Here is a 25497-nt window from a genome sequence, read left to right as displayed (position 1 = left end):
TCGATTAACTACTCTCCATCCCTGTTACTTGTCCCGTGAATCCACTGTTTCATACTAGGAAGTGACTCATGAGCCGTGAGATCGACTTGAAGCGGGGTAATCGAAATACGGTTGTGCTCAATAGCATAAAAGTCTGTCCCCTCCCCAGCATCTTGCTCTTTCCCCGGAGGGCCGAGCCAATAGATATCGTGACCTCTTGGATCTTGTTGTTTAATCATGCTTTCAGAGTGATGCCTTGCCCCAAGACGAGTTATGTCTAACTCCTCAATTGAAAGCGTATGAATGTCTGGAAAGTTCACATTCAATAGACGATTTGTTGGAATTCGATTCTGTTGATGATGTTGAACCAGTCGCTTGGCAATTTTTGCTGCTTGCGCAAAATGTTGGTGACCAACCAAAGAAAAAGCGATGGCTTGCACTCCTAAGAAGTGTCCCTCCATTGCGGCAGCCACTGTGCCAGAATAAAGCGTATCATCACCAAGGTTTGCACCGTGGTTAATTCCTGCCAACACTAAGTCGGGTAAATTGTCCTTCATCAACTCATTAAGCGCAAAGTGAACACAGTCGGTCGGTGTGCCTTGAACTGAGTACACATTCGGCTCAATCTCACTCACCCGCAGCGGCGTCTCTAGAGTAAGAGAGTTCGATGCGCCAGAGCGGTTGCGATCAGGGGCAACGATAGTAACCTCTGCGATATCGGCTAATTCCTTAGCTAACGTTCGGATACCTTCAGCATGCACACCATCATCATTGCTCAGTAATATTCTCACCTAATCTTTTCCTTGTGTCGCATCTGGGTAATGTCTTTCAGGCTCTGTTGTCAATGCAAGCTCTCGTACTATGGTTGTTGCAAAACAGCCGCTATCGAGCTCAAAGTAGAGCGTGAGATCATTATCTTGCCATTGCCACGCAAATTTTTCTGGCTTAAGCATTACTGCGCGGCGGTCATGACGCATACGATTTCCACGAATCAGCGCCATTAGATCGGGCTCTTTGTCTAGCTGTGCCTGTTCTAGTTGCAGAGCATCTTGCGCAGTCGGCAATGCGTTATCGCCCGCAAGCGCGGCGGTAATCACATCCTGATCAGATGAAACGTTGCCAATATTCTGCTCATTGATCAACCTAAGCTCATCACCTATTTGAACTAGGTCTCCCAAAACAGGTGAATTAAAACAGTTTTGTTTTATTCTCTCTGCCACAATCTGATTAAAGATCCATGAACGAGCTGCTGAAAGATATAAGCTGCGCTTGTTTTGGTTACGAGTGCGCACATTATCACGCCCCCAACGAGCGGCTTCAGTGACATTGTTGCGATCACGCCCGAATCTTTGCTCACCAAAATAGTTGGGGACACCATTTTCAATCACTTTTTTAAGTCGCTCTTCGACGTCATCAACGTCTGAAACATTGGTAAGCACAATCGAGAACCGATTGCCGCTGTTATCACCAGGACGAAGCTTCTTATTATGACGTGTTTGTTTAAGGATTTTGACGCTTGGGTAAAGCTTTTCAAAATCGGCGAAGTCCAATTCGTGTTTCGGTAAATGGATACTGAACCACTGTTGCGTCACTGCATGACGGTCTTTAAGACCTGCCCAAGAGACATCTTTGGTTTTAACCCCACAGAATCTCGCTAGTTCGTTCGCCACAAAACTGGTGTTTTCACCGGTTTTTTCGATTCGAAGTAAAACATGCTCACCTTCACCGGTTAACTCAAAGCTTAACAGTTCATCGACTTTAAAATGCTCAGGGGCACCTTTGATGGTGGCGTTAGCTTTAGGCTCACCATATAGATAAGGCCATTCAATTTCAGTTGACATTAGATGCTCTCCTTTTGAATGAGAACGACCGCTTCAGCAGCTATGCCCTCTTTTCGGCCCACAAATCCGAGTTTTTCAGTAGTCGTGGCTTTCACATTAATTGCGTCTAACTCACTACGCAAATCTTCAGAAATCGCTTTGCGCATAGCTTGTATGTGCGGCGCCATTTTAGGGGCCTGAGCCATAATCGTTACATCTGCATTGACGAGGCGATAGCCTTTAAGCGTAACTTGTCGGTATACCTCTTTTAGCAGGTCACGACTGTTTGCACCTTTCCACTCATCATCGTTATCCGGAAAGTGGTGACCTATATCACCTGCGGCGATCGCTCCTAGTAGTGCATCTGTTAGAGCATGCAATGCAACATCACCGTCCGAGTGAGCCACTAAACCCAACTCATAAGGAATAGAAACACCGCCAATTATCACTGGGCCATCTCCACCAAATTTGTGAACATCAAAGCCGTGCCCAATTCTAAACATCTGTCGTCTCCTGAAAGTCTGGCTTGCTTAAGTAAAAAGTCATTAATTCTAAATCTTCTGGTGAGGTCACTTTGATGTTATCAGAGCGCCCCGCAACAATGCTTGGAAAACGATCGATATTCTCCATTGCGGATGCCTCATCGGTAATTACCGCACCGGTGTTTAGCCCATGCTCTAATGCGATTTTCAATTGCTCAGCATTAAAAAGCTGTGGAGTAAGCGCGTGCCATAGTTTTTCTCTGTCCACCGTTTGAGTGATCTCTCCTGACCTATTGCTTCGCTTCATAGTGTCTTTTACAGGCGAAGCCAAAATCGCACCCACCGGATGCTTTACACCGATATCGATTAGGCGAGAGATGTCCCGATGTGACACATTAGGCCGTGCAGCATCATGCACCAACGCAAAGGTATTTTGGGGATCGGAAACGGCATAGAGTCCCGATAGCACTGAATCTGCTCTTTCTTTGCCACCACACACTCGTGTGACGCGTTGATCGTTAGACAGTGGCAGTGAGTCGAAGTAAGGATCTTGGTCACTCAGCGCAATTATTACCCGATGAATTAAAGGATGAGCCAACAACTGGTGTACGGTGTGCTCCAAAATAGTTTTATTTTGTAGAGTTAGATACTGCTTAGGTCGATCCGCTTGCATACGACTACCCACACCAGCGGCGGGGACGATAGCAACGATTGAGAGCGTACTTTCTGGCATCTGAAAATGTCTAATTAATAATTAATTTAATGGAGGGCAGCACAATGGTTTGAGACAACTCTATGGCGTTTCGATAATTCGGTAAAAGGTTTCCCCTTCTTTTATCATGCCTAGCTCGTGACGCGCACGCTCTTCGATAGCATCCAAACCTTGGCGCAAATCGTCTATTTCGGCGTACATTTCATTATTGCGCTGGAGCAGTTCGTTATTCACCGCTTGCTGCACATCAATCTCTTGCCTTACTTCGGCGTAATCTTGATAGCCATTAGTGCCGAACCACAGTGAATACTGTAACCAAGCTAAGATCAAAACTAAGGCTGCGGTAAAACTTCGCATAGTGCTCAACATCCGTGATTGTTGCTGCATATATACCATATTTTGCCGATTGTCGCGACCAGCTAAAGCATGTTGGGGTCAGAGTAAGTAAATGGGGTCAGAGTCATTCGACTCTGACCCCATTTACTTACTCTGACCCCAAAAAAAACGCCCTACCTAAGTAGAGCGTTTAAAAGCAAAATCAGTTAATTCAAAATTGAATTATTGACCTTTAACTTCTTTAAGACCGTTGTAAGGTGCTTTTTCACCTAGAGCTTCTTCGATGCGGATAAGTTGGTTGTACTTAGCAACACGGTCAGAACGGCTCATAGAACCAGTCTTGATTTGGCCTGCAGCTGTACCTACCGCAAGGTCTGCGATAGTTGCATCTTCAGTTTCGCCAGAACGGTGAGAGATTACTGCAGTGTAGCCAGCGTCTTTAGCCATCTTGATTGCAGCTAGAGTCTCTGTTAGAGAACCGATTTGGTTGAACTTGATAAGGATAGAGTTAGCAACACCCATTTCGATACCTTTCGCAAGGATCTTAGTGTTAGTTACGAACAGGTCATCACCTACTAGTTGAAGCTTGTCGCCTAGTAGTTCAGTTTGGTGCTTGAAGCCATCCCAATCTGATTCGTCAAGACCGTCTTCGATAGAAACGATTGGGTACTGGTTAGCAAGGTCAGCTAGGTAGTGGTTAAACTCTTCAGAAGTGAAGATTTTACCTTCGCCTTTCATGTTGTAGTTGCCAGCTTCTTTGTCGTAGAACTCAGATGCAGCACAGTCCATAGCTAGAGTAACGTCTTTACCAAGCTCGTAACCAGCAGCTTCTACAGCTTCTTTGATTGCAGCTAGTGCAGCAGCGTTAGATTCTAGGTTAGGAGCGAAACCACCTTCATCACCAACTGCAGTGCTTAGGCCTTTTGCCTTAAGTACTTTAGCTAGGTTGTGGAATACTTCAGCGCCTACACGTAGAGCTTCTTTAAGAGTCTTAGCACCAACTGGTTGGATCATGAACTCTTGGATGTCAACGTTGTTGTCTGCGTGCTCACCACCGTTGATGATGTTCATCATTGGTAGAGGCATAGAGAACTGACCAGCAGTACCGTTTAGTTCAGCAATGTGCTCAAAAAGAGGCATGCCTTTCGCAGCAGCTGCTGCTTTAGCGTTTGCTAGAGATACAGCTAGGATTGCGTTAGCACCAAACTTAGATTTGTTTTCAGTGCCGTCTAGGTCGATCATAACTTGGTCGATGTCAGCTTGTGCTTTTGCATCTTTACCAACTAGTGCTTCAGCAATTTCGCCATTTACAGCTTCAACTGCTTTAAGAACACCTTTACCTAGGAAACGTGCTTTATCACCATCACGTAGTTCAAGCGCTTCACGAGAACCAGTAGAAGCACCAGATGGCGCAGCCGCCATACCTACGAAGCCACCTTCTAGGTGTACTTCAGCTTCAACAGTTGGGTTACCGCGAGAGTCGATGATTTCACGACCTAGAACTTTAACGATCTTAGACATTAGTCCTTCCTCAATTATATTAAATGTCAAAATTAAAGGCAGCTGCACATCTTAAGCAACCGCCCGTATCCTTTTACTTCAATTCGCCACGTTGGTTTTCGCCAGCCGCTTTAACAAAGCCGGTAAACAGCGGGTGACCATCGCGTGGTGTCGATGTAAATTCCGGGTGGAACTGAGCCGCAACAAACCAAGGGTGTGCTGGGTTTTCAATCACTTCCACCAACTTCTTATCCGCAGACAAACCCGATACTTTTAGACCAGCTTTTTCAATTTGCGGTCGAAGGTTGTTATTCACTTCGTAACGATGACGGTGACGCTCATGGATCTTCGCATTACCGTACAACTCGTATGCTTTGGTGCCTTTTTCTAGGTGACAAAGCTGCGAGCCAAGGCGCATAGTACCGCCTAAATCAGACGTTTCTGTACGCTCTTCAACTTTACCTTCTTTATCGACCCACTCTGTGATTAGGCCAACAACAGGGAAAGGAGATTCTTTATTAAATTCTGTAGAGTGAGCACCTTCCATATTCGCCACATTACGCGCGTATTCAATCAGTGCTACTTGCATACCTAGACAAATGCCCAAGTAAGGAATTTTATTTTCACGTGCATACTGAGCAGCCATAATTTTGCCCTCAATACCACGATCGCCGAACCCGCCAGGAACCAAGATTGCGTCTAGCTCTTCAAGAACTTCAAAGCCTTTTGACTCGACATCTTGTGAATCAACATACTTGATGTTGACGCTTAGACGGTTCTTAAGACCTGCGTGCTTAAGCGCTTCGTTCACTGATTTATATGCATCAGGTAGTTCGATGTATTTACCGACCATACCAATGGTCACTTCGCCTGTTGGGTTGGCATCTTCATAGATGACTTGTTCCCACTCAGACAAATCGGCTTCTGGTGCGTTAATACCAAATCGAGTACATACAAGATCATCCAGGCCTTGGCCTTTAATCAGTTGAGGGATCTTGTAGATAGAATCGACGTCGCGCATCGAAATAACCGCTTTTTCTTGAACATTACAGAACAGAGCAATCTTACGGCGCTCGTTGGCAGGAATGTTGCGGTCACTACGACAGACGAGAATATCAGGTTGAATACCGATTGATAGCAGCTCTTTTACTGAGTGCTGTGTTGGCTTAGTTTTTACTTCACCGGCTGCGGCAAGGTAAGGAACCAACGTTAGGTGCATAAACATGGCGCGCTCGCGGCCAAGCTCTACCGCTAACTGACGAATCGCCTCCATAAACGGTAGCGACTCAATATCACCGACGGTTCCACCAATCTCAACGATGGCAACATCATGGCCTTCGCCGCCCGCAATAACACGGTCTTTGATGGAATTGGTGATATGTGGAATAACTTGAATTGTGGCACCTAAGTAATCACCACGACGTTCGTTACGTAGAACGTCTGCATAAACGCGACCTGCGGTAAAGTTGTTGCGCTTAGTCATCTTGGTACGAATGAAACGCTCATAGTGACCAAGGTCAAGATCGGTTTCTGCACCATCTTCAGTTACGAACACTTCACCATGCTGCGTCGGGCTCATAGTGCCTGGATCGACATTAATGTAAGGATCAAGCTTCATGATGGTCACGTTAAGACCACGAGCTTCTAAAATTGCCGCCAGCGATGCTGCTGCAATACCTTTACCTAGGGAGGATACGACCCCGCCAGTCACAAAAATATAATTTGTCGTCATGTTTAACCTGAAGTTGGTTGAATGAGGGAAATGGGTTCTCTGGACGGGACGCAACTATACCAAAACCCCTTTTCCACTACAACGTGAAATCTAGCACACCCTCTGCTTTTGTTTCTTGCTGTAAATCAATAATGAAAAAAAACTACACTATTGTCTAGTTTTTCCGCTTTCTTGCTGTTTCACTCGGTTCCAGAACCCATCTAACTGATCAAGGTTGTAATCTTTTAACGTTTTACTTTCAGCCTGTACCATCATTTCTACTTTTCTAAAGCGAGATTCAAACTTTTGGTTGGCTTTAAGCAGTGCTTGGTCAGGGTTTTTACCTAGATGCCTGGACAAATTAACCACCGCAAACAACAAATCGCCAATCTCTAACTCAAGCGCGTCTTGGTCGATATCGACTTGCACCGCCTCATCCACGACCTCTTGGACCTCTTCTTGAACCTTATCCACCACCGGGCCCAAACTGTCCCAGTCAAACCCTACTTTAGCGCACGCCTTTTGCATTTTGGTGGCACGTAAAAGTGGCGGCATCGATGCTGGTATTGAGTCTAGAATACTTTGTGCATCTTTGCTTACTCCAGTTTCATTCGATGACCCTGTAAGTAGGACTTGGGAAGCTTTAAGCGCTTTTTCTTGCTGTTTGATCTGCTGCCACTGGGCGTTGAGTTGTTCATCACTGAGATCACGAGAAGCTTGTTCGTCAAACACATGAGGGTGTCGCCTGATCAATTTCTCATTAAGCGTTTCCACCACATCCGAAAAATCGAACCACTGCTGTTCTTTGGCCATCTGAGCATAGAAAATGACTTGAAACAGTAGATCACCCAACTCTTCTTTGAGATGTGCCCAATCTTGCGAGTGAATGGCGTCGGCGACTTCATAGGTCTCTTCAATAGTGTGTGGAACTATCGTCTCAAACGTTTGTTTGCTGTCCCAAGGGCACCCTGTTTTAGGATCTCGAAGTTGTGCCATAATCGACTCTAGTTGCTCTATCGGGTGGCTCATTACCGCTCTCCTGCATTAATACCAATCAAAGCAATTACCTAATCATTCTTGCTTGTTAATTACTTCGATTGGAATAACATTAAATTTCAAATAGTCTGCGTCTAATAAAAAAGCGAGATGACATCACCCCGCTCTTAAAGTCAGACCACATTTTTGCATTTCTTAGATTAAAGCCACTAACCTTCAATCATAGTCAGCAACAAAAGGCATTACCCCATTCGCTTCACAGACATAACATCTCTAATTTGCTCAATACGCGACAAGATCCGACTGAGTCCTTCAACATTAGGTAACTGTAAGTCAAAGTCCATCACCAACATTTGACGACGATAATCATTGCGGCTGCGCATAGTCGGCACTTTCACTTTTTCGTTGGCAAGCAGGGTTGTAATGTCCTTTAGTAAGCCTACACGTTCCAGCGCTTCTACACGAACGGTGACCACGTAGTTGCCGACAAACCCACCGCCCCAGACTGTCTCGATGATCCGTTCAGGTGCGTGATGCGATAACTCTTCAAGCTGAACACAATCACTGCGGTGAACTGAAATGCCACGACCTTGAGTGATATACCCGCAAATGTCGTCACCAGGGATAGGCTGACAACAGCGCGCAAGATGACTCATTAGGTTATCGACCCCTTCCACCACAACTGCGTCTTTATGCGGACGACTGGTTGCAGGCGCTTTCTGATTGGAGTCTTGCAGTTTTTCGAGAACTTGTTTGTCTTCTTCCTCAGCGCTCGGTTTATTCACCATGGCATTGATGTGATTAATGATCTGATTGATCCTTAAATCACCGCTGCCAATACCAGCGTATAGCTCGTCGGTTGAATTCACGTTAAAACGCTTCAGGGCGTAGCTCGCGGCATCTTTCGATTTGGCGCCAACTTTAACTAACTCTGCTTCGAGTATTTCTTTACCCGCTTCAATGTTTTTCTCGCGAGATTGCTTTCTAAACCACGCATTGATCTTCGCGCGCGCTCGACCTGAATGCACAAACCCCAAAGAAGGGTTTAACCAGTCTCGTGAAGGGTTCGGCTCTTTAGAGGTGATGATCTCAACCTGATCGCCCATTTCTAATTTATGGGTAAACGGCACAATGCGGCCAGCGACTTTGGCTCCAATACAGCGATGCCCGACTTCTGAGTGAATATGGTAGGCAAAATCGAGTGGAGTTGCCCCCATTGGTAGGTCGACCACATCACCACGCGGCGTAAACGCATAAACGCGATCGTCAAAGACTTGAGAGCGAAGCTCATCGAGCATCTCGCCAGAGTCCGACATCTCTTCTTGCCAATCAAGCAGTTTACGCAACCAAGTGATTTTTTCGTCATAGCCACTGCGACCACCACTGCCGCCCTCTTTGTATTTCCAATGCGCCGCGACCCCGAGCTCCGAATCCTCATGCATCTGCTTGGTTCGGATCTGTATTTCGATGGTTTTGCCGCCCGGCCCAAGTACCACAGTATGGATCGATTGATAGCCGTTAGGTTTTGGATTGGCCACGTAGTCGTCAAACTCCGACGGGAGGTGCTTATATTTGGTGTGAACGATGCCTAGTGAGCCATAACAATCTTGCAGTTTGTCAGCAATAATACGCACCGCTCGCACATCAAACAGTTCGTCAAAAGCGAGGTTTTTCTTCTGCATCTTGCGCCAGATACTGTAGATGTGTTTCGGCCTGCCAGTCACTTCAGCATTGATGCCCGTCGCTTTCATCTCCGACACTAAATCATTCACAAACTCGTCGATGTAATGCTCACGGTCAATGCGGCGCTCAGCTAATTGCTTGGCAATGGCTTTATACGTATCGGAGTGTTGGTAACGAAAGGCGTAGTCTTCGATTTCCCATTTTAACTGACCGATACCCAAGCGGTTGGCCAGTGGCGCATAGATATTGGCGCACTCTTTAGCGACAGCTTGCCTAACTTGGTCTGGAGCGTCTTTCACTTCGCGCAGGTTACAGATTCGCTCTGCCAACTTAATGACCACACAGCGGAAATCGTCGACCATTGCCAGCAGCATTCGACGAACATTATCGACCTGCGCAGTTGCGCTGCCCGATTGTGAGGTGTTTAGGTGGCCAATTGCGGCCATCTCTTCGACGCCATCAATCAGTTTGATGATCTCTTTGCCGTACTCCTCTTCAAGGAGTTCGCGCTCAAACATACCACTGGATACGACCGGAAATAACATCGCAGCGATCAGTGTGGAACGGTCCATTGATAAGGTGATCAAGATTTCTATCATCTCTCGACCACGCCACAGTAGCAGCTCTTTCTGTTCGTGATTATTTAACAGTTGCTCACACTCAAGATACACTTTGTGCAGACGTTTGGCCGATTTAGCGTCTAGCGCCAAACTCGCAATCCAACCGTCTAACTCAAAGGCTTCATCTTTGTGTATGTGAGCACTTCGAACTGCAACCATCTTAACAATGTCCTTATAGTAATGATGTTTCTATCCGCATTTTAACCAAAAACCGTTCTTTGCGTAGGCTTTTTTATGTGAACTACGCTTTTTCGAACAGCGCCATACTCTCTATATGCGCTGTGTGGGGAAACATATTCATGATCCCCAATTTAGCCAGCACATAGCCATTATCCAGTAACACTTTACTGTCACGACTTAGCGTGGTTGGGTTACAAGATACGTACAGTATTTTCTCAACACCTAACGCTGGGAGCTGCTCTACGATTTCTGCCGCCCCCGCACGCGCTGGATCGAGCAATATTTTGGTCATTGTGCCGCTTTCTATGCCAAATTGTGTCAGGTTTTTGTCGAGCCTGTACTCTTCCAAATTAGCATGCAAAAACCGTGCATTACTGAGCTGATTTTTAGTGGCATTGTCAGACGCGCGCTCAACCATGTCGGGTACACCTTCAATGCCAATGACACTGAGTGCTTGTTTGGCTATTGGTAAACTAAAGTTTCCCATCCCACAAAAGAGATCCAATACATTGTCTTGTTTATGGATAGCCAACCAATCCAAAGCTTGAGCAACCATTTCTTTATTAACCTGTGCGTTAACTTGAATAAAATCGCTAGGCAGAAAATCAAGTTCAATAGTATCGAGCGTATAAAATGGTGCAGGACCAAGATTTCGCTGTGCTTGCTGATCACCGGCGTGCAAGTAATACGTCAAGGAGTGTTGGGTACACAATGCTTCCCATAACGCTGCGTCAGACTGCGTCAGCGCCTGTGTGACACGCAAATACAAAGTTAAGCCGCTGTCTGTTTGCGTTAGTTCTATATGCCCAACAGACTCTGCACGACTCATGTTATTGAGCGCTTCTCTGATCGGGGCGATCAATAGTTGTAATGGCTCAGCTAGCACTGGGCACTGTTTAACATTAACAATGCGATTGCTTTTCTTTTCTCTAAACCCAAAATCAATCGTCCCAGCCTTACGATCTTTACGCACACTGAAGCGAACTCGCCTGCGATACCCTGTCTCACTCGATAAAATAGGAGCATCCTGTGCAATCGATACTTGCGCGAACTTTTGCATTTGCTGCGTTAAGCTCTGTTGCTTCATCTCAACCTGCTCAGCGGCATTTAAGTGTTGCAGATTACACCCACCACATTGATGGTAGTGTGGGCAAATCGGATCGACACGACTCTCGCTGGCACTAAGAACCTTAATTAGCCTAGCTCGAGCAAATTTGCTTTTTTGCTCAACATTTTGAACAAGCACGCGCTCGCCCGGCAAAGCGCCTTCAACAAAGACCAGCTTCTTTTGTTTGTAGCCGATCCCTGCGCCTTGGTGATCCAAGCGTTCAATGTTGATCTCATAGTGTTTAGCATCAATGCTAGTTTTCTTGCTCGGCTTAAATATTCTTGCCATTTCGAACGTTCTCGACGGTGTAAGAATCGACTGTGTAAACGAGTAGGCTGCCACACAAATCCAATTCAATGATTGTTGTTAGATAAAGAGTTGATTAAGCTATCATAATAAACAGACTAAACGGTTCTCAGTGCCGTTCACTGCCTAGCCAGCTCAGGATAAACCTGCATTAGAGCTCGCCACGCATTCTCCCATAGAACTATACAGATTGTAATAATAGTAAAATGACACGATACGGTTTAAGAGCGCGAGTATTAACCCTCACCCTAGCCCCAACACTCATAGTGGGATTATTACTGAGCCTATTTTTTACCTTAAATCGTTATAACGACCTGGAAAAACAGTTAATTGACTCAGGAACCAGTATCAGTGAACCACTGGCACTGGCCAGTGAGTTAGCGCTTAACCAACAAAACCGCGAAGCAGTGAGACGCCTTATTAGCTACGCTCACCGCAAACACTCCAACGTTGTTCGTAGTATTGCGGTGTTTGATAGTAAGCATCAATTGTTCGTTACTTCTAATTTCCATCCAAACTTTGACAGCCTTAGTTTCAGTCAAGACGCTGAAATTCCGATGCACAGTCAAACTGAAATGGTTAATGGTCATCTTGTTATCCGCTCACCAATTCGAGCAGAGCAGCGATTAGTGCTACCGAGTGAGTCGCAAACCACTGCACCTACGCTAGGCTACATTGCTATTGAGCTGGATCTTTCTGGATTGAGGCTGCAACAGTATCAGGAAATTGTCATTGCGTTAGGTGTGATGTTGCTGGGCTTAACGCTGTCGGGCATATTCGCTTACCGGTTGATGCAAGATGTGACGGTTCCTATCAGCCGAATGAAAAACATTGTGGATGCCATTCGACGTGGCCAATTGGACTCTCGAATAGAAGGCACCATGCACGGTGAACTAGATTCACTCAAAAATGGTATCAATGCCATGGCGATCTCCTTGGCTGAGTACCACGTCGAAATGCAACACAGCATTGACCAAGCGACGTCAGATCTTCGAGAAACCTTAGAGCAGCTAGAGATTCAAAACGTCGAGCTCGATATCGCTAAAAAGCGCGCTCAGGAAGCCGCTCGGGTTAAATCTGAGTTCTTAGCAAACATGTCGCACGAACTCCGCACACCACTTAATGGTGTGATCGGGTTTACTCGACAAATGCTTAAGACTCAGCTGTCTCGCAGCCAAGCCGATTACTTGCAAACCATCGAACGCTCAGCCAATAACTTGCTTAGCATTATCAACGACATATTAGATTTCTCGAAACTTGAAGCTGGGAAGCTATCTCTTGAAAATATCCCGTTTGAATTTAGAGGCAGTATTGAAGAAGTCGTCTCTTTACAAGCAACCAGTGCGCACGAAAAAGGACTTGAACTTAGCCTCACCATCGACCCAAGCATTCCGCCTAGCATCGTCGGTGACCCGCTGCGTATTCAGCAGGTTCTCACCAACTTGGTTGGCAATGCGATTAAGTTTACCGAGCGTGGCAACATTGATATTTCGGTTGAATTGAGAAATCAGTCAGACGACTCCGTTGAGCTGCAGTTTATGGTTCAAGATACTGGTATTGGTATCTCAGAGCGCCAGCAATCCGAGCTATTCCAAGCCTTTAGTCAGGGCGACGCAAGCATCTCTCGTCGCTATGGTGGTACCGGTCTTGGCTTAGTAATCACTCAACGCCTAGTGAAACAGATGGGTGGTGAGATCACATTGACCAGCCGACTTCACCAAGGTTCTAGCTTCTGGTTTACCATAGCAGTGAGCAGCAGCAACCTCCCAGTCGATTACGTCTCTATCGAGCGACTCGCTGGGCGAAAGCTTCTGTTAATTGAGCCTAATTTGAATGTTGCCAACGCAACTAAATACCAGCTGAAGGATGTGGGAGTTACCATTGAGCACCATACTCAGATGCCACAGAATGCGGATCATCTCGATCTCGTGATTTACAATTTAACCCCCAATGCACCGATTGATCATCAACAAGAAAAACAACGCCTCATTGAAATTGCTAACGCGTCGCAGGAAATGGTTGTGGGTGTGCCAAGTACCGAGCTTGCGTTTGCTGAGCAGTTAAACGAGATAGACAATCTTACTCCATTAACAAAACCATTCGCTCGTGAGCGATTACTTGAGGCACTGCTTAGACACGCGCCACCTAGTGCATTAACAACGCCAATAGAGTTGCCGCTGAGCGAATCTAAATTACCGCTAAAGGTCTTAGCCGTCGATGACAATGGCGCCAACTTAAAATTAATCACTGCATTGCTAAACGAACTGGTGGACTCCGTCGTATCGTGCACCAATGGGCACGAATCTGTCCATGCAGCGCAGCAGCAGGCGTTTGATATTGTATTTATGGATATTCAAATGCCCGGCATGGACGGCGTGGCGGCTTGTGAAGCGATAAAAGCTACCGCACTTAATAACGCGACACCTGTGATTGCGGTTACGGCACATGCAATGTCAGGGGAGCGCGATCGTTTAATCAATGCCGGTATGGACGACTATTTAACCAAGCCTATCGATGAACAAAGATTGCAACAGTTGCTGACCGAATGGAGTCCAATTAAGGTCTCTAATGCTTTAACTGAGCGTCAGTTTGGTGACAGTGGCGGCGCGACAAAAGTGGAAGAGAGTAAAGCAGAGACTCAACACCTCGATATGATCATCGATTGGGAATCAGCATTGGTTCAAGCCGCGCACAAACCTGACTTGGCAAAAGAGATGCTGCAAATGTTGGTTGAATTGCTGCCAGAGGTGGAACATGAGGTCGACAATGCCCTGCAGGAGCAAGGCGATAAGCAGTCGCTGATAGATCTTGTGCACAAGTTACATGGAAGTTGCGCCTACAGCGGTGTGCCACGCCTTAAAGGGATCTGTCATCAACTCGAATCCGCGCTTCGTAGCGGATGCAACATCGAAGACGTCGAACCAGAGCTGTTTGAACTGCAAGACGAAATGGAAAAAGTGAAGATCGCAGCGCCGCTTTACTTGAAAGCCTAGCTTTGCCTTGCTATCGGCATCAAGATTCTAGTATTACCGTCGCCACGGCATAGTGGCGCTCGTCAGATATGGAAAGGTGAACATGGTTCACCCCCATTGAAGCCGCACGTTTTAGTGCTTCACCACTCAAGGCGAGCAGCGGTTTACCATACTCATCATTGCGGGTATCGAAATCTTGAAAACTGACCCCTTTTGCAATACCAGTTCCCAACGCTTTAGACGCGGCTTCTTTGGCCGCAAAACGTTTGGCTAGATACTTGGCTTGCTGCTTGGTTTGACAAAAAGTTTGCCACTCTTGCTCCGTCAGTATTCGACGAGCAAAAGGATCGCCTGTGCGAGCGAGCGCTTTTTGCACTCGCTCTATTTCGGCAATGTCAGTACCCAAGCCGAGAATGGCCACTTAGCGCGCCTGATCCATGATCGCTTTCATATCGGCAACCGCTTTACTTAAACCGTCAAATACCGCTCGTCCCATAATGGAGTGACCGATATTAAGTTCATAAATCTCAGGCAGTGCCGCAATTGGAGCAACATTGTGATAGGTAAGACCGTGACCAGCATTAACTATGATACCAAGGTCGTCGGCATAACTGGCACCGGCGGCGATTTTTTTTAATTCAGCTTGCGCCTGCTCTTCGCTAGTCGCTTCTGCATAGTGACCAGTGTGAAGCTCTATAAAAGGGGCTTCACACGCTTTTGCCGCATCAATTTGAGCTTTATCAGGGTCGATAAACAGAGACACTTTAATGCCAGCATCCGACAGAGTTTTGGTTGCTGCTTTAACGCGTTCTAAGTTACCGGCTACGTCCAAGCCACCTTCAGTGGTCAACTCTTCACGCTTTTCTGGTACCAAACACACAAACTCAGGTTGAGTATCCAACGCAATTTGCACCATTTCGTCGGTCACTGCCATCTCAAGATTCATGCGCGTCTGAATGGTTTCGCGAAGAATACGTACATCACGATCGAGGATATGGCGACGATCTTCACGCAGGTGAATAGTAATGCCATCTGCTCCAGCGCGCTCCGCAATTTCGGCTGCGTGGACTGGATCTGGGTACTTGGTTCCACGAGCGTTACGTAAAGTTGCAATATGGTCAATATTGACCCCAAGAAAAATTGGATTCATTGATTTAAACTCCGTGCGCGAGGGATAAATAACTCGCGACTCTTTAATGGTTTACCGCCAAGATAAGGCTTTAACGCCATGCGTGTAAAGCGTTTAGCAGCTTTAAGTTGAGAAGGGGTCGTAAAACGTCGCTCACTAATTGCGATGAGCTCATCACCTTTAAAGGTCATCTGATCCATTTTGATAGAGGCGATAAACCCTTTCTGCTCTCGAAAGCGATACGTCATATCGGGATCGATAGGCTCGCCAGTTCCAGCACAATGCAAAAAATCGACGCCGTAGCCCATAGCGGATAGCAAAGCTAACTCAAATCGTCGTAATGCAGGTTCAGGATTTTCGGTGGCGGCTAACTCAGTGAGAACAAGTAAGTAGTCATGGAATAGTGCGGGAAAAGGGACTTCTTTGGCCAGTACTCGCCCAAGCAATTCATTGACATACATGCCAGAGTACAACGTAATACCAGACAAAGGTAATCCAAGGCTAATGGGTTCACATTGACGTAGGGTTTTCATCGAACCTTGCCCACCCCACTTTAACAATAATGGGGTGAAAGGTTGCAGCGCTCCTTTGAGTTGGGAGCGCTTACTACGAGCGCCTTTGGACAACAGCGTGACGCGACCAAACTCTTCACTGAACACATCCAGAATTAAACTGGTTTCAGTATAAGGACGTCGGTGCAATACGAAGCAGCGCTGTAATCCATCACTCATAGGCGTTTAAAGGTCGTCAATGTACCCTAGTGAGCGCAATGCACGTTCGTCATCGGCCCATCCAGATTTCACTTTAACCCAAGTTTCTAGATACACCTTACGACCAAACAGCTCTTCCATATCTAAGCGTGCTTCGCGGCCAATGGTTTTGATCTTTTCGCCTTTTTTGCCAATAACCATTTTCTTCTGGCCATCACGCTCAACCAAAATTAACGCGTTGATATGAAACCCATCGGTTTCAGGGTTGTAATCAAAACGCTCAATTTCAACGGTCACTGAATAAGGCAATTCTTCGCCAGTAAAACGCATCAACTTTTCACGGACAATTTCTGAAGCCATAAAACGCTGCGAGCGATCGGTCACGTACTCTTCTGGAAAGTGGTGCGTGGCTTTAGGCAAATGATCACGAACGTGCTTACGCAGTACGTCAATATTCTTGCCTTGTTTGGCTGAAATAGGCACCACATCTACAAACTGCATTTTTTGAGACAACTCATGCATGTGGTTCATGACGTCATTGCGGTCTTTAACGTTATCCACCTTGTTGACACACAATACGACTGGGAAATTGGACTTAGCCAACTTCGTCAGCACCATCTGGTCATCAGCCGTCCAGTGTGTACCTTCCACAAGGAAGAGCACCAAATTGACATCACTCAACGATGAGTTTGCCGCTCGGTTCATCAAGCGGTTTATGGCGCGCTTTTCTTCAATGTGCAATCCCGGGGTATCCACGTAAATCGCTTGATAATCACCCTCTGTTTCCACACCCATAATACGGTGGCGTGTGGTTTGAGGCTTGCGCGATGTAATGGAGAGTTTTTGACCCAAGATTTGGTTGAGCAACGTAGATTTACCGACATTTGGTCGACCTACAATGGCAATAAAGCCACAGTGCTGATCCTGTGGATCACTTTTCTTGGGTTCTGCTTGCTCTGCGAAGTATGCGTCGAGATCAAACTCTTGTTCGTCATCTTGGTGCTTAGACATGGCTTAAGCGCTCCAAAGCTTGGTCAGCCGCTGCTTGTTCCGCTTTGCGTCGACTGGTTCCGATACCTACAACTGGCTTCTCTAAGCCAGCAACAACACACGTGACAGTAAACTGTTGATTGTGCGCTTCGCCTTTTATCTTAGTCACATCGTACTGAGGTAAAGGCATTCGTTGCGATTGCAAATGCTCTTGCAAACGCGTTTTCGGATCTTTTTGTGACACGCCAGGTTGAATGGCATCTAACCGAGGTTGATACCATTTCAACACAATGCGCTGTACCTGTTCGGTATCACTATCTAAGTAAACAGCACCAATGATTGCTTCAATGGCATCTGCAAGGATCGAGTCACGGCGGAAACCACCGCTTTTAAGTTCACCTGGACCTAATTTTAAGTAGTCTCCAAGCTCAAACTCACGACCAAGTTCCGCCAAAGTGTCACCACGAACAAGTGTCGCACGCATGCGGCTCATGTCGCCTTCATTCACCTTTGGGAAACGATGGTATAAGTCATCAGCAATGACAAAACTTAAAATTGAATCGCCCAGAAACTCAAGACGTTCATTGTGTTTTCCGCTGGCGCTGCGGTGTGTCAGCGCCATTTCAAGATGGTTGATATCAGTAAACTGATACCCAATCCGTCTTTCTAGTCTATCTAATGTCGAGGTCATTTTCTCTCGCTAGTCTATTCCACCAATGCGGCTAAAACGAACACCCGTAGGTATCCATGACGGCAGAATACTGTCGCCACCACGTTCAAATTCAAAGCTAATCCAAATGCCAGTTGCTTTACCGACTAAATTAGCCTCTGGTACAAAGCCCCAGTAGCGGCTATCAGCACTGTGATCACGGTTATCACCCATCACAAAGTACTGTCCTTCAGGCACAACCCATTGATTGGTTCCAGCTCTCGGGAAGTAGTCACTAGTGCTGTAACGACGCAATGGGTTGATTAGGATCTGGTGCTGGTTGTCATCAATTTTTTCATCCAGTTGCGCCAGCGGCACACCATTAAGTGAGTATGGACTCTCTTTAACGTTATTGAGCTCCAAAGGATTACAGGTCGTCTCACCCGCTTTTTTCAGACATAGCTCTTTACGAGCGTTGTAGCCAACAGTATCTCCCGGAACACCAATCACTCTCTTAATGTAGTCTATGTTCTCTTGCTTAGGGTATTTAAACACCACGATGTCGCCGCGTTCAGGTTTACCCATTTCAACCAGTTGATTACGCCAAACAGGATCTTTTATCCCGTAAGTGAATTTTTCAACTACGATGAAGTCGCCGACGAGCAAAGTAGGCATCATCGACCCTGAAGGGATTTGAAAAGGTTCATATAAAAATGAACGCAAAACCAATACAAAACCGATGACAGGAAAAATAGAGACGCTATTTTCTATCCACCAAGGCTGGGCAAGCAGCTTGGTCTTTGTCTCTTGATCTAACCCTGTAGTTTGAGCTTCAATTTCTTCGACTTCTGCGAGACGCTTTTTACCCCAAACCCATTTCTCCAACGCCCATACGATGCCGGTAACCAATGTAGCTATTACCAAGATCAGCGAAAATGTATTGGCCATTCCAATCCCTTATTTAGCATGTTCTAAAAATACGAAAGTGAAAGGGCCTTCACCCTTTCACTTCCTTAGAGCGATTTAGCAGCAAAAAGTTTAATCTTTACCGACATGAAGGATCGCTAAGAACGCTTCTTGAGGCAATTCGACGTTACCGATTTGCTTCATGCGCTTCTTACCTTCTTTCTGTTTCTTCAATAGCTTTTTCTTACGACTAACATCACCGCCGTAACATTTTGCGATTACGTTTTTACGTAACTGCTTCACCGTCGAACGAGCAATGATATGGTTACCAATTGCTGCCTGAATGGCGATGTCGAACATCTGACGAGGAATGAACTCTTTCATTTTCTCAACCAACAATCGACCACGAGACTGTGATTGTGCTTTGTGGGTAATAATTGCCAACGCGTCAACACGATCGCCATTCAACATCACATCAACACGTACCATGTCCGACGTCATGTAGTGGTGGAAATTATAATCCAATGACGCGTAGCCGCGAGACGTCGATTTGAGACGGTCAAAGAAATCGAGTACCACTTCAGCCATAGGAATATCGTAAGTGATAGCCACTTGGTTACCGTGGTATACCATATCAATCTGAATGCCACGCTTCTCTACGCACAAGGTGATAACGTTACCCAAGTAGTCAGATGGGACCAAAATATTACAACGTGCTATTGGCTCGCGAATTTCATTCAAATCGTTGACTGCTGGCAATTTAGCAGGGCTGTCTACATACAGTATTGTGCCATCGGTTTTCTCAACTTCATACACTACCGTAGGCGCGGTAGTAATCAGATCGAGGTCGTACTCTCGCTCTAGACGCTCTTGGACAACTTCCATGTGAAGCATACCCAAGAAACCACAGCGGAAGCCAAAACCGAGTGCGGCTGAGTTTTCTGGCTCGTAAAATAGCGACGCATCGTTCAGGCTCAATTTGCCCAGCGCATCACGAAAGTTTTCGTAATCGTCTGACGATACAGGGAACAAACCTGCATAAACCTGAGGTTTTACCTTTTTAAATCCTGGTAATACCTGGTCACTGCCGCCTTTAGCAAGCGTCAGCGTATCGCCCACAGGTGCGCCTAAGATATCTTTGATACCACACACAACCCAGCCAACTTCGCCAGTATTTAAACCGCCCGTGTCAACTTGTTTTGGCGTAAAGATACCAATGCGATCAACACCCCAAATTTGGCCAGTGCTCATCACTTTAATTTTATCGTTTTTCTTCAGTTTGCCGTTCTTAATTCGAACTAGCGACACAACGCCTAAGTAGTTATCAAACCATGAATCGATGATAAGCGCTTGAAGAGGTGCATCTGGATCGCCTTCTGGAGCAGGAATCGAAGAAACGATGTTTTCTAAAACATCATCGACACCGAGACCCGTTTTCGCTGAACAGCGGGTCGCTTCCATCGCATCAATACCGACGATTTCTTCGATCTCTTCAGAAACGCGTTCTGGATCGGCAGCGGGTAAGTCAATTTTGTTGAGAATTGGCACAACCTCGAGATCCATTTCGATCGCGGTATAGCAATTCGCCAAGGTTTGAGCTTCAACACCTTGACCAGCATCGACAACAAGCAAAGCACCTTCACAGGCAGCTAATGAACGCGATACTTCGTAAGAAAAGTCTACGTGTCCCGGGGTGTCGATGAAGTTAAGTTGATAGGTTTCACCGTCTTTGGCGTGGTAATCCAAAGTCACACTTTGAGATTTGATGGTGATCCCGCGCTCACGCTCTAGGTCCATCGAATCCAATACTTGAGCTTCCATCTCACGAGCACTCAGACCACCACATTCCTGGATCAAGCGATCCGAAAGTGTGGATTTACCATGGTCGATGTGGGCGATAATCGAAAAGTTACGAATGTGCTTCATAATAGGGTGTGACAACTTCCAATAGATAAGTGAAATCAGTCCAACAAAAGGACAAATTAGTACAAGTTGCGAGATTCTACCCAAAAAATAGACGACTCGCTATCGGTTTTGGTATTGAGCGCGGTGAGTAAGGTGCTTTTAGGGTTGATGGATTTGTATGGCTGCGCCTAACTGGCGAATCAATGTGACTTGTTGAGAGCGTGATTGGGCTGAATGTGCAAAACCTCGCTTTAGCCACAAAAGGCTGCCAACAAAGCCTAGCGCTCCACCTAGTATAGCGGCAATTTCTCCCTGCCCCCCCATTGAGTGGTAAGCAAGGTTGGCTAATACACTGCCTAACAGCATGGCTAGCAAAGGAATGAGGTACATTTTTGCCGCGTTTTTGACAATTTCAGACTCTGGAAAGCCTATTTCAACTTGTTCGCCGACCTGCAATGGTTGGTCGGTTAACAGTGTCCACAAGTGCTCTCGGTTACCAATAACCTTTGTCACTTGGCCCGTTGCACAATTAGATTTGGAAGCACACCCTGAGCAGCTGCTTTGCTGCTGGCACGATAGAACGGCTTTAAAACCTTGTGGCTGTCGACTGACCTCAGCCACAGTTGCTACGGCCGTCATCATGGTTGAGCGACCGCCGAAAAGCTGACTGAACGGGCGATTTCATTCGCCGTTTCTGGTGGGATGTCCCCAACAACAATCACTTCTTTATCCCCTAATTGCTGCGATTGGAAAGTACGACGGCCTTGGCGCACAAGCTGATTGCGCAGTGTGAGGTTATCTTGCTCGGTAATGTACACCGAGAACTGAAACAGTCCATCACTAAAAATCTGGCTTTCAACCACCTTGTTGGTCAAAGGCATTCGATAACGAGTATGGGGCTTAGCTTCAAAGCCGACAGGAACGTTATTGACGACCCAGTTTGAATCACTCACACGGTTATTGGGCAGCTTAAATACTGGCGGCAGTTCAACGTCTTTTAACCCAGCCATTAGCTCCGCAAGCTTATCGTCAACGGTAAAAGCGACCGTTCGATATTGCTCTAGGACTTCACCGGTTCGATCCACAAGATCACCACGGATCGGTAAATAAGAGTTTTCATCGATCCACACCACATAAGAATAGCGTTTTCCATCTTTAGGAACGATGCGAACCACTTGAGCCGATACTCCGGCTTCTCTTGCTCTACCCATTGCAACAAAGTCATAAGCGCTTGCTAGACTGTCAATATCAACGTTCAACATTGGCATAAGTGGTGCCACCATGTTGGTCGATTTAACTGAAAAAGGTTCAATACCAGGTTCGATGTAACTCACTTCACCGCCACGCAGAATGACTTCTCGTACAGGGCCGCTTAAATAGATGAGTTGCGCCAATCTATCCCCCTCTATATCGCGAGCTTGTCGATAAAGAATGGGCTCAATGCTGTTTTTACGGATAAGAATATACGATAGCTCGTAATTCAGAGTTTGACTGGCTTGACTAAGTCTCTGCAGCAGCTTTTCTGCAGAGGGCTCTTGAGCGTGCACAACTGAGGTAAGCAGTGAGCTCAAGAGCAATAGAATAGCTATAAAGCGGGTTTTCATAGATTATTCGGTAACCACCTGCTCGCCGGAAAGGAAACGCAGTTGTAACTCATAGTCCTGCATCATTGCATTGATTTTTTGGCGTTGCTGCATTAACTCTTGCTCGGTGAGTTGTGGCTCAACGCTGCTGCGTAAAGAGTCTTGAGTCAAGCTCACTGGTTCAACAGTCCCTGCAAATGGAACGGTTTGCAACACTGGTGGTTGTGTTATTGCCGCGTCTTCACCGCCAATGCCAGAATACTGCTGAACACCGACAACAACGGCCAACGACACACTGGCAGCAATCGCGACTTGCCCAAGTTGAGACAACCACACAGGACGATTCCAGCGCGCTTGCTTCGGCGTCGGCTGTTCCTCAATATGGTGATCCGCTGCAACAGATGGCTCTTCACGGAGAGCATGAGGGTTGTGTGCTGGCTCTTGTTCAAGTGCAGCGGCCACAGACGCTGCGATATCCCATTGTGGATTAAGCGGTTCTTCACCCCGTAAGGTATCGCCAATCACATGGTAATTTTGCCAAGAGCGACCTAGCTGAGCATCGTTTTCAAGATCATGAATGACCTCAACATCAATGCTTTCGCCATCCATCAATGCGGACACTTGCTCTCTGTTTGCCATTGTATTCACCTAGTTCTTTAAAGACTCATGCGCAAAATTAGCATTTGCAAACAGGAATCAATCACGAGCTACCAAATGGTAAGGCTCAAATTAAGTACGCTCCATCAGCGGTTGGATGCGTTTATCCACCGCGTCTCGTGCGCGAAAAATTCGTGAACGAACTGTACCCACGGGGCACTCCATGACATGAGCAATTTCTTCGTAACTCAAACCTTCAATCTCACGAAGAGTAATGGCGGTTTTAAGATCGTCTGGCAACTCAGCCACGGCAGCAAAAATATGCTGCTTCAATTCATTGGACAACGTTAAGTTCTCTGGGTTCGTTATTTCTCTCAAATTGCTACCCAGTTCAAAGTTTTCTGCTTCGACAGCATCGACATCACTGGCAGGCGGCTTACGGCCCACCGAGGTTAAGTGATTCTTCGACGTGTTTACAGCCACGCGGTATAACCATGTGTAAAAAGCACTTTCACCACGGAAAGAGCCAATTGAGCGATAGGCCTTAATGAACACCTCTTGGGCGACATCGGGCACATCACTTGGATTATTGACGTATCGAGCTATCAAATTGCATACTTTCGTCTGGTATCTTCCTACCAGTAAATTAAATGCTTGTTTGTCACCCTGCTGTACACGCTCAACCAAAACTTGATCGGTCAATTGCTCGCTCATTCGAGCCGTTACTCCTCTGCTCCGGGGCTATATTTTTTATTATCAATATTGGCCCGATGTGACGACTAGATCTGTCGAGCACTAATTATGACTCATTGATTAGACGAAAGTTCCCACTGAATGAACTTTTTTTACAATGGGATGTGAGGTAATCTTATCTCTTTCTTATTTGGGAAGATATACCGCCAAGGATAATCTCTCGGTTAAGTATGTCTAAGTAGAGTGAGTATGAGTCGAGCGCAAGGACACCAGTGTGACGTTCTGGTGATAGGAAGCGGTGCTGCAGGTCTATCTTTGGCCTTACACGTCGCCAACAACGCTAAGGTTATCGTTCTTAGCAAGGGATTGAGCAGCGAAGGCGCAACGTTTTATGCTCAAGGTGGTATCGCCGCTGTATTTGATGAAGATGACACTGTCGAATCACATGTTGACGACACATTGGTTGCAGGCGCAGGGCTTTGCGAAAAGCAAACCGTCGAATTTATAGCCGAAAACGCTCGTCAGTGCGTACAGTGGCTTATTGATGGTGGCGTGCCTTTTGATGAAATCGAAAATAGCGACGAGTCCGAGATCAAATACCACCTTACTCGCGAAGGTGGTCACAGTCATAGACGAATTTTGCATGCAGCCGACGCTACCGGTAAGGCGATGCAATACTCTCTCCAAGACAACGTCATCAATCATCCCAACATATCCATATTTGAGCGTCACAACGCCTTAGATCTGATCTTAGATGATCCAGATGCAGAAGATGGCACGGTCATTGGTGCATATGTTTGGAATAGAGACAGCGAGCAGGTTGAGACCATCAGTGCCAAATCGGTAGTATTAGCCACTGGTGGCGCATCAAAAGTGTACCAATACACCTCCAACCCGGATGTCTCATCCGGTGACGGTATCGCTATGGCTTGGCGCGCAGGGTGTAGGGTCGCCAATATGGAATTTAACCAATTCCACCCAACGTGCTTATTCCATCCTGACGCACGAAACTTCTTACTGACTGAAGCACTACGCGGTGAGGGGGCTTACCTTAAGCGTCCCGATGGCACTCGTTTTATGCCCGACTTCGATGAGCGCGGAGAGTTAGCGCCGCGTGATGTTGTCGCTCGCGCTATCGACTTTGAAATGAAGCGCCTTGGCGCCGATTGTATGTACTTAGACATCAGCCATAAGCCCGCCGAATTTATTCAAAAGCATTTCCCGACCATAGATCAAAGGCTTAAAGAGCTGGGTATCGACATGACCAAAGAGCCGATTCCTGTGGTACCTGCGGCTCACTACACCTGTGGTGGAGTTATTGTGAATCAATCTGGTCGCACAGACATTCGCAACCTGTACGCGATTGGCGAAGTTAGCTACACCGGTCTACATGGTGCCAATCGCATGGCTTCCAATTCACTTCTCGAATGTGTTGTTTATGCTTGGTCAGCCGCTAATGATCTTTTGCGTCAGCTGCATAAAATCCCGGCTCCAACCAATTTGCCGCAATGGGATGAAAGCCAAGTTACTCACTCGGATGAAGAAGTTATTATTCAGCATAACTGGCATGAACTGCGTTTGTTTATGTGGGATTACATGGGAATTGTACGTACCGATAAGCGCTTGGAGAGAGCGTTGAGACGTATCGAACTGCTTAAGCTTGAGACGCACGATTACTACGCTAATTTTAAAGTATCGAACAACTTGTTAGAACTGCGTAATTTGTTACAGGTTGCAGAGCTCATGGTACATTGTGCAATGAAGCGCAAAGAGAGCCGCGGCTTGCATTATACGCTGGACTACCCTGACAAGCTGCCTGACAGCAAGCCCACCATTTTAGACCCTAAAGAACTAAAATAGCGTTAAAAAAACCACCGACTTCGGTGGTTTTTTTATCACTATGTAAAGATGAGATAGAGAGATCAAACGC

General features: G+C 46.4%; 23 protein-coding genes. 2 read left to right on the top strand and 21 right to left on the bottom strand.

The window, feature by feature from the left end; all coding sequences use genetic code 11:
- Window positions 1-8: 8 nt before the first annotated feature.
- The 10 genes from surE to rlmD all read right to left on the bottom strand — a co-directional run bounded on the left by surE (window position 9) and on the right by rlmD (window position 11415).
- Complete coding sequence (gene surE, locus ST37_RS03870; RefSeq protein ID WP_084883949.1) at window positions 9-770, bottom strand: 5'/3'-nucleotidase SurE; 762 nt, start codon at window positions 768-770, stop codon at window positions 9-11.
- A complete protein-coding gene (gene truD, locus ST37_RS03865) occupies window positions 771-1820 on the bottom strand; it encodes a tRNA pseudouridine(13) synthase TruD (protein WP_084883947.1) in 1050 nt (349 codons plus the stop codon). It lies immediately after the preceding gene.
- Window positions 1820-2302 carry a 2-C-methyl-D-erythritol 2,4-cyclodiphosphate synthase gene (gene ispF / locus ST37_RS03860; protein ID WP_084883945.1) on the bottom strand — a complete coding sequence of 161 codons (483 nt, stop codon included), beginning with the start codon at window positions 2300-2302 and terminating at the stop codon, window positions 1820-1822. Before ispF ends, truD begins: the two co-directional genes overlap by 1 nt.
- On the bottom strand, window positions 2295-3014 hold the full coding sequence (ispD, locus tag ST37_RS03855) for a 2-C-methyl-D-erythritol 4-phosphate cytidylyltransferase (RefSeq protein ID WP_084883943.1): 720 nt from the start codon (window positions 3012-3014) through the stop codon (window positions 2295-2297). Before ispD ends, ispF begins: the two co-directional genes overlap by 8 nt.
- 60 nt (window positions 3015-3074) lie before the next feature.
- Entirely contained in the window at window positions 3075-3350 is a 276-nt protein-coding gene (gene ftsB, locus ST37_RS03850; protein WP_084883942.1) for a cell division protein FtsB, read from the bottom strand.
- A 201-nt stretch (window positions 3351-3551) separates the two neighbouring features.
- Window positions 3552-4850, bottom strand: coding sequence for a phosphopyruvate hydratase (eno, locus tag ST37_RS03845; RefSeq protein ID WP_084883940.1), 1299 nt, complete (start codon window positions 4848-4850; stop codon window positions 3552-3554).
- 73 nt (window positions 4851-4923) lie between these two features.
- Entirely contained in the window at window positions 4924-6561 is a 1638-nt protein-coding gene (locus ST37_RS03840) for a CTP synthase (protein ID WP_084883939.1), read from the bottom strand.
- Window positions 6562-6708: 147 nt separating this feature from the next.
- Window positions 6709-7569: a nucleoside triphosphate pyrophosphohydrolase gene (gene mazG / locus ST37_RS03835; RefSeq protein WP_084883937.1), complete on the bottom strand. Its 861-nt coding sequence runs from the start codon at window positions 7567-7569 to the stop codon at window positions 6709-6711.
- Between the two features lie 209 nt (window positions 7570-7778).
- Window positions 7779-9998 (bottom strand): GTP diphosphokinase, encoded by a 2220-nt coding sequence (gene relA / locus ST37_RS03830; protein ID WP_084883935.1) that lies wholly within the window; start codon window positions 9996-9998, stop codon window positions 7779-7781.
- A gap of 82 nt (window positions 9999-10080) precedes the next feature.
- On the bottom strand, window positions 10081-11415 hold the full coding sequence (gene rlmD, locus ST37_RS03825; RefSeq protein WP_084883983.1) for a 23S rRNA (uracil(1939)-C(5))-methyltransferase RlmD: 1335 nt from the start codon (window positions 11413-11415) through the stop codon (window positions 10081-10083).
- Between the two features lie 224 nt (window positions 11416-11639).
- Here rlmD and barA point away from each other — a divergent pair, with 224 nt between their 5' ends.
- Window positions 11640-14426 (top strand): two-component sensor histidine kinase BarA, encoded by a 2787-nt coding sequence (gene barA, locus ST37_RS03820; RefSeq protein WP_084883934.1) that lies wholly within the window; start codon window positions 11640-11642, stop codon window positions 14424-14426.
- A gap of 19 nt (window positions 14427-14445) precedes the next feature.
- Here the strand turns inward: barA and acpS are convergent, their stop codons facing one another.
- From acpS to rpoE, 11 genes are all read right to left on the bottom strand, one after another.
- Window positions 14446-14826, bottom strand: coding sequence for a holo-ACP synthase (acpS, locus tag ST37_RS03815; RefSeq protein WP_084883933.1), 381 nt, complete (start codon window positions 14824-14826; stop codon window positions 14446-14448).
- The gene (gene pdxJ / locus ST37_RS03810; protein ID WP_084883931.1) at window positions 14827-15555 is read right to left on the bottom strand and encodes a pyridoxine 5'-phosphate synthase; all 729 of its coding nucleotides are present in this window, start codon (window positions 15553-15555) and stop codon (window positions 14827-14829) included.
- Window positions 15552-16265, bottom strand: coding sequence for a DNA repair protein RecO (recO, locus tag ST37_RS03805; RefSeq protein WP_084883930.1), 714 nt, complete (start codon window positions 16263-16265; stop codon window positions 15552-15554). The genes pdxJ and recO overlap by 4 nt, the downstream gene beginning before the upstream one ends.
- 6 nt (window positions 16266-16271) lie before the next feature.
- Window positions 16272-17255 carry a GTPase Era gene (era, locus tag ST37_RS03800; RefSeq protein WP_084883929.1) on the bottom strand — a complete coding sequence of 328 codons (984 nt, stop codon included), beginning with the start codon at window positions 17253-17255 and terminating at the stop codon, window positions 16272-16274.
- Complete coding sequence (gene rnc, locus ST37_RS03795) at window positions 17248-17925, bottom strand: ribonuclease III (RefSeq protein WP_084883928.1); 678 nt, start codon at window positions 17923-17925, stop codon at window positions 17248-17250. The genes era and rnc overlap by 8 nt, the downstream gene beginning before the upstream one ends.
- A 9-nt stretch (window positions 17926-17934) precedes the next feature.
- Window positions 17935-18831: a signal peptidase I gene (gene lepB / locus ST37_RS03790; protein ID WP_084883926.1), complete on the bottom strand. Its 897-nt coding sequence runs from the start codon at window positions 18829-18831 to the stop codon at window positions 17935-17937.
- A 90-nt stretch (window positions 18832-18921) separates the two neighbouring features.
- Entirely contained in the window at window positions 18922-20715 is a 1794-nt protein-coding gene (gene lepA / locus ST37_RS03785; protein ID WP_084883924.1) for a translation elongation factor 4, read from the bottom strand.
- 138 nt (window positions 20716-20853) lie between these two features.
- A complete protein-coding gene (locus ST37_RS03780) occupies window positions 20854-21336 on the bottom strand; it encodes a SoxR reducing system RseC family protein (RefSeq protein ID WP_084883923.1) in 483 nt (160 codons plus the stop codon).
- Window positions 21333-22298 carry a sigma-E factor regulatory protein RseB gene (rseB, locus tag ST37_RS03775; protein ID WP_084883921.1) on the bottom strand — a complete coding sequence of 322 codons (966 nt, stop codon included), beginning with the start codon at window positions 22296-22298 and terminating at the stop codon, window positions 21333-21335. The genes ST37_RS03780 and rseB overlap by 4 nt, the downstream gene beginning before the upstream one ends.
- A gap of 3 nt (window positions 22299-22301) precedes the next feature.
- Window positions 22302-22916 (bottom strand): RseA family anti-sigma factor, encoded by a 615-nt coding sequence (locus ST37_RS03770; protein WP_084883920.1) that lies wholly within the window; start codon window positions 22914-22916, stop codon window positions 22302-22304.
- A 90-nt stretch (window positions 22917-23006) separates the two neighbouring features.
- On the bottom strand, window positions 23007-23588 hold the full coding sequence (rpoE, locus tag ST37_RS03765) for an RNA polymerase sigma factor RpoE (RefSeq protein ID WP_084883918.1): 582 nt from the start codon (window positions 23586-23588) through the stop codon (window positions 23007-23009).
- A gap of 228 nt (window positions 23589-23816) precedes the next feature.
- On the opposite strand from rpoE, the gene nadB reads away from it, so the two are divergent.
- A complete protein-coding gene (nadB, locus tag ST37_RS03760; RefSeq protein ID WP_084883917.1) occupies window positions 23817-25427 on the top strand; it encodes an L-aspartate oxidase in 1611 nt (536 codons plus the stop codon).
- Window positions 25428-25497 lie beyond the last annotated feature (70 nt).

The sequence above is a fragment of the Vibrio sp. qd031 genome (assembly GCF_002100145.1).
Taxonomy (GTDB): Bacteria; Pseudomonadota; Gammaproteobacteria; order Enterobacterales; family Vibrionaceae; genus Vibrio.
Note: the sequence above shows the minus strand (reverse complement) of the source record. Positions and strands in the feature narration are given on the sequence as shown.

Excerpts from the sequence above, each read along its gene's own strand:
- nadB (WP_084883917.1), top strand. The coding sequence starts at position 23,817 with ATGAGTCGAGCGCAAGGACACCAGTGTGACGTTCTGGTGATAGGAAGC.
- pdxJ (WP_084883931.1), bottom strand. The coding sequence starts at position 15,555 with ATGAATCCAATTTTTCTTGGGGTCAATATTGACCATATTGCAACTTTA.
- ftsB (WP_084883942.1), bottom strand. The coding sequence starts at position 3,350 with ATGCGAAGTTTTACCGCAGCCTTAGTTTTGATCTTAGCTTGGTTACAG.
- ST37_RS03840 (WP_084883939.1), bottom strand. The coding sequence starts at position 6,561 with ATGACGACAAATTATATTTTTGTGACTGGCGGGGTCGTATCCTCCCTA.
- recO (WP_084883930.1), bottom strand. The coding sequence starts at position 16,265 with ATGAGTGATGGATTACAGCGCTGCTTCGTATTGCACCGACGTCCTTAT.
- barA (WP_084883934.1), top strand. The coding sequence starts at position 11,640 with ATGACACGATACGGTTTAAGAGCGCGAGTATTAACCCTCACCCTAGCC.
- lepB (WP_084883926.1), bottom strand. The coding sequence starts at position 18,831 with ATGGCCAATACATTTTCGCTGATCTTGGTAATAGCTACATTGGTTACC.
- relA (WP_084883935.1), bottom strand. The coding sequence starts at position 9,998 with ATGGTTGCAGTTCGAAGTGCTCACATACACAAAGATGAAGCCTTTGAG.
- rnc (WP_084883928.1), bottom strand. The coding sequence starts at position 17,925 with ATGACCTCGACATTAGATAGACTAGAAAGACGGATTGGGTATCAGTTT.
- rseB (WP_084883921.1), bottom strand. The coding sequence starts at position 22,298 with ATGAAAACCCGCTTTATAGCTATTCTATTGCTCTTGAGCTCACTGCTT.
- era (WP_084883929.1), bottom strand. The coding sequence starts at position 17,255 with ATGTCTAAGCACCAAGATGACGAACAAGAGTTTGATCTCGACGCATAC.
- rpoE (WP_084883918.1), bottom strand. The coding sequence starts at position 23,588 with ATGAGCGAGCAATTGACCGATCAAGTTTTGGTTGAGCGTGTACAGCAG.
- lepA (WP_084883924.1), bottom strand. The coding sequence starts at position 20,715 with ATGAAGCACATTCGTAACTTTTCGATTATCGCCCACATCGACCATGGT.
- eno (WP_084883940.1), bottom strand. The coding sequence starts at position 4,850 with ATGTCTAAGATCGTTAAAGTTCTAGGTCGTGAAATCATCGACTCTCGC.
- ispD (WP_084883943.1), bottom strand. The coding sequence starts at position 3,014 with ATGCCAGAAAGTACGCTCTCAATCGTTGCTATCGTCCCCGCCGCTGGT.
- ST37_RS03770 (WP_084883920.1), bottom strand. The coding sequence starts at position 22,916 with ATGGCAAACAGAGAGCAAGTGTCCGCATTGATGGATGGCGAAAGCATT.
- ispF (WP_084883945.1), bottom strand. The coding sequence starts at position 2,302 with ATGTTTAGAATTGGGCACGGCTTTGATGTTCACAAATTTGGTGGAGAT.
- rlmD (WP_084883983.1), bottom strand. The coding sequence starts at position 11,415 with ATGGCAAGAATATTTAAGCCGAGCAAGAAAACTAGCATTGATGCTAAA.
- ST37_RS03780 (WP_084883923.1), bottom strand. The coding sequence starts at position 21,336 with ATGATGACGGCCGTAGCAACTGTGGCTGAGGTCAGTCGACAGCCACAA.
- mazG (WP_084883937.1), bottom strand. The coding sequence starts at position 7,569 with ATGAGCCACCCGATAGAGCAACTAGAGTCGATTATGGCACAACTTCGA.
- truD (WP_084883947.1), bottom strand. The coding sequence starts at position 1,820 with ATGTCAACTGAAATTGAATGGCCTTATCTATATGGTGAGCCTAAAGCT.